The 8,934-nt window shown below is 52.8% G+C and carries 9 protein-coding genes (1 of these 9 cut by a window edge); 5 read left to right on the forward strand and 4 right to left on the reverse strand.

Annotated elements, in window-relative coordinates:
• The first annotated feature begins 583 nt into the window (after window positions 1-583).
• A protein-coding gene (locus tag P3M64_RS07625; protein WP_407702146.1) for an IS3 family transposase occupies window positions 584-1,737 on the forward strand; the annotation gives its coding sequence in 2 pieces (ribosomal slippage) (window positions 584-845 and window positions 845-1,737; 1,155 coding nt in all).
• Window positions 1,738-1,755: 18 nt separating this feature from the next.
• Here P3M64_RS07625 and P3M64_RS07630 read toward each other — a convergent pair.
• Window positions 1,756-2,577 carry an ArdC family protein gene (locus P3M64_RS07630; protein WP_243644902.1) on the reverse strand — a complete coding sequence of 274 codons (822 nt, stop codon included), beginning with the start codon at window positions 2,575-2,577 and terminating at the stop codon, window positions 1,756-1,758.
• A gap of 489 nt (window positions 2,578-3,066) precedes the next feature.
• Here P3M64_RS07630 and P3M64_RS07635 point away from each other — a divergent pair, with 489 nt between their 5' ends.
• On the forward strand, window positions 3,067-4,626 hold the full coding sequence (locus P3M64_RS07635; RefSeq protein WP_132940181.1) for a Fic family protein: 1,560 nt from the start codon (window positions 3,067-3,069) through the stop codon (window positions 4,624-4,626).
• Window positions 4,627-4,918: 292 nt separating this feature from the next.
• Here the strand turns inward: P3M64_RS07635 and P3M64_RS07640 are convergent, their stop codons facing one another.
• Genes P3M64_RS07640 through P3M64_RS07650 form a run of 3 tightly spaced genes read right to left on the reverse strand, consistent with a single transcriptional unit; the run spans window position 4,919 to window position 6,710 of the window.
• Window positions 4,919-6,127, reverse strand: coding sequence for a tyrosine-type recombinase/integrase (locus P3M64_RS07640; protein WP_132940182.1), 1,209 nt, complete (start codon window positions 6,125-6,127; stop codon window positions 4,919-4,921).
• 46 nt (window positions 6,128-6,173) lie between these two features.
• Window positions 6,174-6,419, reverse strand: a complete 246-nt coding sequence (locus tag P3M64_RS07645; RefSeq protein ID WP_132940183.1) for a hypothetical protein — start codon at window positions 6,417-6,419, stop codon at window positions 6,174-6,176.
• Between the two features lie 12 nt (window positions 6,420-6,431).
• Complete coding sequence (locus P3M64_RS07650; protein WP_132940184.1) at window positions 6,432-6,710, reverse strand: hypothetical protein; 279 nt, start codon at window positions 6,708-6,710, stop codon at window positions 6,432-6,434.
• A 406-nt stretch (window positions 6,711-7,116) separates the two neighbouring features.
• Between P3M64_RS07650 and P3M64_RS07655 the strand changes: the two genes are divergently transcribed.
• From P3M64_RS07655 to P3M64_RS07660, 3 genes are all read left to right on the forward strand, one after another.
• On the forward strand, window positions 7,117-7,317 hold the full coding sequence (locus tag P3M64_RS07655) for a hypothetical protein (RefSeq protein WP_132940185.1): 201 nt from the start codon (window positions 7,117-7,119) through the stop codon (window positions 7,315-7,317).
• A 285-nt stretch (window positions 7,318-7,602) separates the two neighbouring features.
• On the forward strand, window positions 7,603-8,076 hold the full coding sequence (locus tag P3M64_RS14470; RefSeq protein WP_322111153.1) for a recombinase family protein: 474 nt from the start codon (window positions 7,603-7,605) through the stop codon (window positions 8,074-8,076).
• Window positions 7,976-8,934 carry the 5' portion of a recombinase family protein gene (locus P3M64_RS07660; RefSeq protein ID WP_322111250.1) on the forward strand. 328 nt of this gene lie beyond the right edge of the window, so only the first 959 of its 1,287 coding nucleotides appear in the window; the start codon lies at window positions 7,976-7,978; the stop codon falls past the right edge of the window. The genes P3M64_RS14470 and P3M64_RS07660 overlap by 101 nt, the downstream gene beginning before the upstream one ends.

The following is an 8,934-nucleotide window of genomic DNA, read 5'->3' on the forward strand; positions in this document are numbered from 1 at the left end:
CATCTACTCTTGTGTTCGATGGCTACCCAGTATGGGCACGGTTTCTGTGCTGTCTACAAGCAAAGCGTCCGTGATATACCGAAGGTCAGTTTTTTACCCGTAAAATCAATACGTTACGAAGCAACTTTTTTCGGCTTTATATTTTTGCCATCTAATCTTGTATGTTCTGATGACTACCGATTATGGGCATATTTAGTAGCTTGTCTACAAGCCAAGCGTCCGTAGAGTGACGAATACATTGATTTTAGTAAGTAATTTCAGATTGTTATAAAGATATATTTTTTAACTTACGCATCAATTTTCGACACGATCAACATCCCATAGCGTGGGACACAAATGGGACACTAAATGCAAATACATTAAATAAGAACCAATAAGGTCGTATAAGTTAAATTGTTCTATAACAAAGGGTTGATAGGTAAAACCCCGGCAGGGATTGCATTATTTTCGCCTTCACACGGCAGGGGTCACAGGTTCAATCCCTGTCGCGCCCACCACAAAAACCCAGACCCTAAAGGTTGACGTGAGACCCGAAATTTCCTCCATTTTAAAGTAGAGTCCATCACCGAAGAAGGAGATGGATATGAAGCGTTCACGTTTCACGGAAGAACAGATCATCGGGATTTTGCGGGAGCAAGAGTCTGGCCAGAAGACGGCTGATGTTTGTCGTCGCCACGGCATCAGCGAAGGCACGTTTTACAAATGGAAGTCGAAATTTGGCGGCATGGACGTGTCAGACGCCAAGCGCTTAAAAGCGCTGGAGGCGGAGAACAACCGGCTCAAAAAGCTATTGGCCGAGACCATGCTCGACAACGCCATGCTTAAAGACATCAATTCAAAAAAGTGGTGACGCCCGCCGCCAGGCGAGAGGCTGTCGCTCATCTTCGAAAAACCTATGAGGTGAGCGAGCGGCGGGCGTGCCGCACCACAGGAACGGACCGTAGCTCGGTTCGTTACCGGTCCATCAAACCGGACGATGCACCGATCCGGGGGCGTCTTCGTGCGTTGTCTGCGGAACGTCGGGGATTTGGCTATCGTCGTTTGCACATTATGCTGTCCAGGGAAGGCGTACACATGAACCAGAAGAAGCTGAGGCGCTTATATCGAGAAGAAGGCCTTCAGGTGCGTAAACGCGGCGGGCGCAAACGTGCTTTGGGCACACGGGCACCGATGCTGCTGCCTCAGGGGCCGAATCAGCGTTGGTCGCTGGACTTTGTCTCAGACGCCTTGGACGACGGAAGGCGGTTTCGCATTCTGTGTATCGTTGATGACTTCACGCGCGAATGTATTGGGCTTGTCGCCGATACGTCCTTGTCGGGTCTGCGAGTGGCTCGGGAACTGGATGATATCATCAAACAACGTGGCAAGCCGCGTATGGTGGTCAGCGACAACGGCACGGAGCTGACCAGTATCGCAATCCTCAAATGGTCACAGGAGCGGCGGATCGAGTGGCATTACACTCAGCCGGGCAAGCCAACGCAGAACGCCTTCGTGGAAAGCTTCAATGGACGACTGCGAGATGAGTGCTTGAACGAGACGCTGTTCTCCACGGTGAGGCACGCGAGGGCCGTGCTGACGGCTTGGAAGTATGACTACAATCACATCCGCCCACATTCCGCTCACGGCGGAGCCACGCCAGTGGAATTTGCCGATCAAGCTGATATGGGGCATGCCCCATATCAGCTTGATCAAAGAGCCCGCAAAGGGCAATGTTTTGAAATCGGGCTCTCCTCATAGGTGGGGGAAACTTGGGTCTCACGTCACCTGTTCGGAGGTGGCGGCCTGAAGGCTGTTCAGGTAATCAACGGCGCGCTGTGCGTGAGCGGCTGCGGTGAAGATGGCCCGTTTGTCTTTCTTGAGAACTTCAAGCCAGCTTTCGATATAGGCAGCGTGGTCGTCCCGGACCTCCAGCGTAATCCCAAGATCAGCGGAGAGGAATGCTGATCCTAGCTCGGCAACCAGTTCTTCCTGTGCATAGCCTTCGTCGCCCCAGCGTTTTCGACCGAAGCTACGATCCAGCCGGTTCGGATGACGAGTCCAATGCGTGGTCTCATGCGCCAGTGTGGCGTAATAGCTTTCCGCGTCGCGGAAGCTTTCGAAGGGCGGAAGCTGGATACGGTCTGATCCGATGGCGTAGTAGGCCTGATTACCGCTATGGCTGATATTGGCCTCGGTGGCGGCGAAGTATTCTTCGGCGTGATCTATGCGCTGGACAGGATCAAGAACCGGCTCGGCGAGTTGGTAATAATCAGAAGGCAAGCCTTCGATCTGCTCGACGTTAAAGACGGTATAGCCTTTCATGAAGGGGATGGCGTGTTCGGATTCCTCGCCGTCGGCGTTTTCCTCGGTGCGGGTGATGGTATTGGCGTAGACGACCAGTTCGCCCTTCTCGCCTTTGCGGACAGTGGCATCAAGTTCCTTGGCTTGGCGGAATGTCATCCAGATCGGAGCAGCGTGGCCTTTTTCCATGGCGGCGGACCAAAGCATCAGAATGTTGATGCCGTTATAGGGCTCGCCGTTGTGGCGTAGTGGCTTTGTAATGCGTCCTGCGGCATGTTCTGCGTTCCAGGGTTTCATCCATGTTCTGACGCCTTGTTCAAGATCAGCGATGATTTTATTTGTGACGCGGCTGGTAAACGTCCTGCCGGGGTTTGTCTTTGCTGGTCATGTTCCGTCTCCTTATTTGCGGTTTTTCTCAACACGCGAAAACAGAAGACGGACGAAATAGACGGATGGTCACCGAAGGAGCACGGCCAACACGGCTCATGCAATGAGGTGGTGCGGGCAGGCCGTTGACCGGACGACGCGTCCGGCTAGATGCAGCGTGAAAGTTGAGAAGAACCGCGAAGGAGACGGTGGAAATGAACCACAAATCCCCCTTGGTGGGCTATTCCGCAGCCACAACAACAGAGCTGTCTACGCACCGGCTCACAAGGCTATAAACCTATACACCACAATATGTTAGCAGAATAACCTATAAATCGTTCGACACAATAACCTAAATATGATACAACATAATAACCGATGATTTGTACGTCACGATAACCTAAAGGAAGCACGAAACAAATGGCAACCCCAGCCGAGAAACTGGCGCAATCGCTGGAAGTCCTTCAAGGGCTTCAGAACCGGAACGTAATCGCCATCCGTTCAGGGGACCTGCTGCGCGTTCATAGAGAGCGCCTACTCGCGAATGGCTTCCTGCACGAAGTCATGAAGGGTTGGTACATCCCGTCTCGACCGGACGAAGCTGCCGGGGAAAGCACCGCTTGGTATGCGTCCTACTGGAGTTTCTGTGCCGCATATCTTAACGAACGCTTCGGCAAGGGTTGGTGCCTGTCGCCCGAACAGTCACTGTCCCTGCATGCCGGAAACTGGACGGTGCCAGGCCAACTCCTTGTGCGTGCACCGAAGGGCGGTAACAAGGTAACAGCGTTTCCTCACAATACGTCATTGCTGGACGTTCGCTCCGCCATGCCAGAATCGGAAAATGTTGAAGAGAAGGACGGGCTGCGCTTGTACTCTCCGACTTCAGCGCTGGTCGGTTGTCCGCCGGGATACTTCAATCAGAACCCGACAGACGTTCGCGCCGTTTTATCCATGGTACGTGACGCGTCCGATATTTTGGCCCAACTGCTTGAAGGCGGACATACCACGATTGCCAGCCGCCTTGCCGGCGCATTCCGGAATATTGGCCGTGACCGAATCGCTAATGACATTGTGAAGACAATGCGAGCCGCCGATTATGACGTGCGCGAAATTGATCCTTTCGAGACCAAGCCGCTTGCCCTCTTGGGCTCCCGTGAAACATCCCCCTACGTCAATCGCATCCGCCTCATGTGGGCAGATATGCGCGAAGGCGTGATCGGACGTTTCCCCAAAGCCTCAGGCTTGCCGGAAGACATTGAAGCCTACATGGCGCGTGTCGATGAGGTCTACGTCACCGACGCTTACCACTCCCTATCGATTGAGGGCTATCGCGTCACTCCTGAATTAATCGAGAGGGTCCGAAGTGGCAACTGGAATCCAGACAATGACGAAGCGGACCGAACGCACCGCGATGCTCTTGCCGCTCGAGGCTACTACCAGGCTTTTCAGGCGGTCAAAGCGAGTGTTGGTCGCATCTTGGGCGGCGAGAACTCCGGAACAGTTGTCGATGAAGACCATGGGACATGGTATCGCGAGTTGTTCGCGCCCAGTGTAGTTGCCGGCGTCATCAAGGCGGCTGATCTGGCAGGCTATCGCAATGGACCGGTCTTTATTCGACAATCCATGCACGTCCCGCCAAGCCGCGAGGCGGTGCGCGATCTCGTGCCAGCTTTCTTTGAATTACTTCAAGAGGAAACGGATGCCACGGTTAGGGTTGTTCTCGGGCATTTCATGTTTGTCTACATCCACCCCTATGTGGATGGCAACGGACGTATGGGCAGATTCCTGATGAACGCTATGCTGGCGGCTGGCGGCTATCCGTGGACCGTGGTCCCGGTGCAAGAGCGGGACACATATATGGCGGCTCTGGAAGAAGCCAGCGTGCGGCAGAACATCGTTCCGTTTGCGGAATTCCTTGCGCGCCTTGTCGATTCGAACCTGAAAGGCAAGCCGGCACCAAAAGTGCCCGGCAAGGAATAGTTCGTCAGAACCCGGTCGCGCCACACAACGAAAAAGAAAATCTCGGAAAAAGAAAAATATCGCCACAAAATTTGCCACAAATTTGCCACAAGCCGAAACGGACCGAAACGGACAATGCCGGATTTCTGCGGCTTACAGGAGATGGGCATTTGTGGCAAAAATGGCCCCAAAAGTCTGATTGCTTGCCGCAATACGCTGCTAAGTGATTGATTTAATTATGGAGCGGGTGAAGGGGATCGAACCCTCGGCCCTCAGCTTGGGAAGCTGATAAAAACTACTTGTTTTCTGCGGTTTACACATTGCTCGCCACAGATTTGCCACATGGTTTTTTGAGGATTGCCGTTGCAAGAGCTTCGGCGGTATCTTTTTTCGCTTTTTCGCGTTCCTTCAACAAATGGCCATAGACATTCAAAGTGATCTCGATCTGTGAATGCCCCATCGTATCTTGAATGAATTTAAGGTCCACCTTCTGTTCGATTAGCTTTGAAGCAAAATAGTGACGCAGCGAATAAAGCGTGTATTTCGGGCGCTCCACCTGCTTGCCCTTGATGGTTTCCGTGACCATCAAATCAGCCTCCCGCATCAGCGGCAACCATGCCCCCTTCCTAAACTTACCGAGCAATTGCGGTCGCCCCGTTGCCGTTGGAAATACAAGATCAGCATCCGATTCCGGACACCTTTCCTTCCATTCAAAAATCATCTCCGTAATCAAATCCGGCAGATAGATCGTCCGTTTTCCCGCCCTTGATTTTACCGGGCCAATAATGCCGCATTTATCAGCGCGCTGGGTGACTTCAACCCTGTCCGGATGAACACAAGCCCACGGCAAACCCCGATACTCTGAGGGGCGCATTCCAGAGAAGCTGGCCAAATAGATCATGGGACGATAACGAGCCCAGGATTTCTCCGCAAAAGCATTCTTGTTTCCTAAAATATCGGCGGCACCAAGAACATCCCGCATCTCTTGGTCGGACGGAATGGCAACTTCGGATGCCTCTTCCTCGTAACGTCCGCCGCTTTTGATGCTAATGCCTGCCGCTGGATCATTCCTGACATGGCCCTGATGTTTCATCTCGATCAATATCGAGTGGAACGAAGACAATGTACGCCGGGCAAGGTCCCTGCTCTTGTTTTTCAAGAGCCAGTTCCGAAAATGTACGATGTCTGATGGTTCGAGTTCTTGTAGATTTTTTGGCCAAGGGTATTCATCAATCACGCGCCCGCGCCGGCGATACTCCTCAAGCGTTGCTGGCTCTACCGTTTCCCGACCATCACGACCGATCTTTTCGCAGATATCGAGCCAGAGCTTGACGGATTGGGGGACTGTTTTGATGTGGGTTGATATCTCTTCATTAAGGCTACCGAGATTTTGAGTGAACTCGCGCGCCGCCTTCAGTGTTTTGAAGGTGGCAAAGGCGTATCCCGATTTTGTTTTCGAACTGGGGTATCGGACTTGATAAGTGGTTCCTTTTAATCCGGTTCTTTTCCTAATATCAGCCATATAGAATCAGTGTTCATTTTAAAGTTCATCCATCAAATAATTCCTGTTATTTGGGCCTAAAAACCTGTGCATTGTTTTCGGCGTCGATCTGACATTGCCGGTAAATATTAACCAGAGTGCCTTTTTCGGTCTTCAGCTTCTTGTCGATTGGATCGACAAAAAAGGGCAGCTTGCGCCGCCCCTGTGCATCCATATCCGCCGCACGCTTCATCTGACGTTGATTCAACTCGACGCCCATATCGGCGAGGACTTGGCGGGCTTGTTCAAGATTGATGTAACAGGGCTGTTTCATGCTGCACCCCGCTTACAAGTCGTAGTCTTTACAGGCGGGCCTGTAATGGTGCGTGTCCATCCGATTGATAAGATGGCCCTCGGGATGCCGTGTAAGTCGGATATCACCATATTCGTTGGTGATCGGCAGTTTGAGCCGGGGAGCCGTCACGTACTTGACGTTATAGATATCCTTGAGCGCCTGGATATCGGTATAAATTGCTTGAGCAAGCTCATCGATCGAAATCGTACCCAGCTCCCTGTAGTCGATAAACAGGGCATCTTGGCGCTGATTGTCGCGCTTCTTACCCATAGTGCCTCTCAGTCTTCAAATAACTATAAATATTACTTTTTTATAAAATCAATTTTTTCGTATAACTCCATTATACTACATTAATACTTAAAGTTGTATTATTAAGTTTTTATTCTATTGCACTGACTTATTGTCGCTTTTTAGTTCCGAACATCTTCGCATCGAATTTTTGTTACTTAATGCGATCTCCCCCCACCCTTTGTTTCTCCAGATCAATCTTTGTTCCCTGAATATCCGCAACCGTCTTCAGGATTGCGGCTTTGCGCCTTTGTGCGCTGACCTCTCCCTTTTTTCACCATTTCGTCGTTCTTCAACCGCCGTCCATGGCGGGCCTTTCCGTGCCGTGACTCTGGGGAAAGCAAGAAAGGCCCTGATGACCGGGGTCTCGGACTAAACGGAGAAAAAAATGAAGAAGATCATCACAACATCGGACCTGCAAAACAGCCCCCTGGAAGAACTGAAGGTAGCGTTCAACAAGGCTCAACAAGACTTGACCAAGAGCGAGCCAAACTCGCCGGAGCGAAGGAACGCACTCGCCAGCATCGAAAACATTCGCCGGGCAATGAACAGCCGTCACATTCAACGACCGAAACCACCCGGCTTCTAAGTCTCGGTTAGCCATATAACCGGTCCCGTATCTCACGGGGCCGGTTTCCATTTGGCAAAGGATCGCAAGGTTCACGCGAGGTTTTCTGACCTGCGATTCCGTCATTCTCATCACCATGGAACGGCAAAACGACAATTTGAATCGGCGCAAGGCCCCGAAGAATAAGGCCGATCTCGACCCCAGACTGGTCGAATTGGTCAAAATACTTGCGCGCGCGGCGGCTGAGAGGGATTATGAACGTCTTCAGAAAGACGGGATAAACCCGCCGGATCAGGGAGACGATCTATGATCGCCGGCATTGCCAAAGTCGCTATCTACGCGCGTTATTCTACGGATATGCAGCGGGACGCCTCGATTGAGGACCAAATCCGCCTCTGTCAGGAACGCGCGGGCAAGGAAGGCTGGCTGGTCCATAATTGCTATACGGACCACGGAACCTCGGGCGCGACCCTGATGCGCCCCGGCGTGCAAATGCTCTTAACCGACGCCATGGCCGGCAAGTTCGATATCATCCTTTCCGAAGCCCTCGACCGTCTTTCCCGCGATCAGGAAGACATTGCCGGCATCTACAAGCGCCTGAGCTTTGCCGGCATCAAAATCGTCACCCTCTCCGAAGGTGACGTGAATCATCTGCATATCGGTCTCAAGGGCACAATGAATGCCCTCTTCCTCAAGGACCTGGCCGACCAAGACCCGGCGCGGCCTGCGTGGCCGTGTGGAGGCCGGCAAGTCTGGCGGCGGCAATGCCTATGGCTATGACGTGGTGAAGAGCTTCAATGAGGACGGCGAAGCCAAACGCGGTGATCGGAAGATCAACGAATTCGAAGCCGGTGTCGTCCGCCGCATCTTCAACGACTATGCCGCCGGCAAGTCGCCCAAGGCTATCGCGGCGCAACTGAACGAAGAAGGCGTCGCCGGTCCCTCCGGCAAAGGCTGGGGGCAGAGCACGATCAATGGCAATCGCGATCGCGGCACCGGCATCCTCAATAACGAACTCTACATTGGCCGTCTGGTCTGGAATCGGCTGCGCTACATCAAGGACCCTGAGACTGGCAAGCGCGTCTCACGCCTGAATGATAAAGCCGACTGGATCGTTCAGGACGTTCCGGACCTGCGCATTATCGATCAGGACCTTTGGGACAAGGCGAAAGCCCGCCAGGGCGCTCTCAAGATCAAGAAGACGAATGACACCGGCATATGGGATCGTCGCCGCCCTAAGTACCTGCTCTCCGGGCTCATCAAATGCGGCCATTGCGGCGGAGGTTTTGCGACAATCTCACAAACCCATATGGGCTGCTCGACAGCACGCAATAAAGGCACTTGCGACAATCGCCGATCGATCAAACGCGAAGCCTTGGAAGAGCTCGTTTTGAGCGGCCTTCAGCACCATTTGATGGACCCGGCCTTGTGCGAAATCTTCGCCGAGGAATACACCCGCCACATAAACCAAATCCGCATCAACAAGAACGCGACCATCGAGGCCACCAAGAAGGAATTGGTCCGCATCGAAAGGGAAAACACCAAGTTGGTGGACGCCCTGTGCAATGGTGTACCTGCCGTTCAGGTCAAGGATCGCATGTGGGAGTTGGACGCCCGACAAAAGGAACTGGAGGCGCT

Origin of the sequence: Varunaivibrio sulfuroxidans, from assembly GCF_029318635.1 — a bacterium.
In the GTDB taxonomy this organism is placed as follows: domain Bacteria; phylum Pseudomonadota; class Alphaproteobacteria; order Rhodospirillales; family Magnetovibrionaceae; genus Varunaivibrio; species Varunaivibrio sulfuroxidans.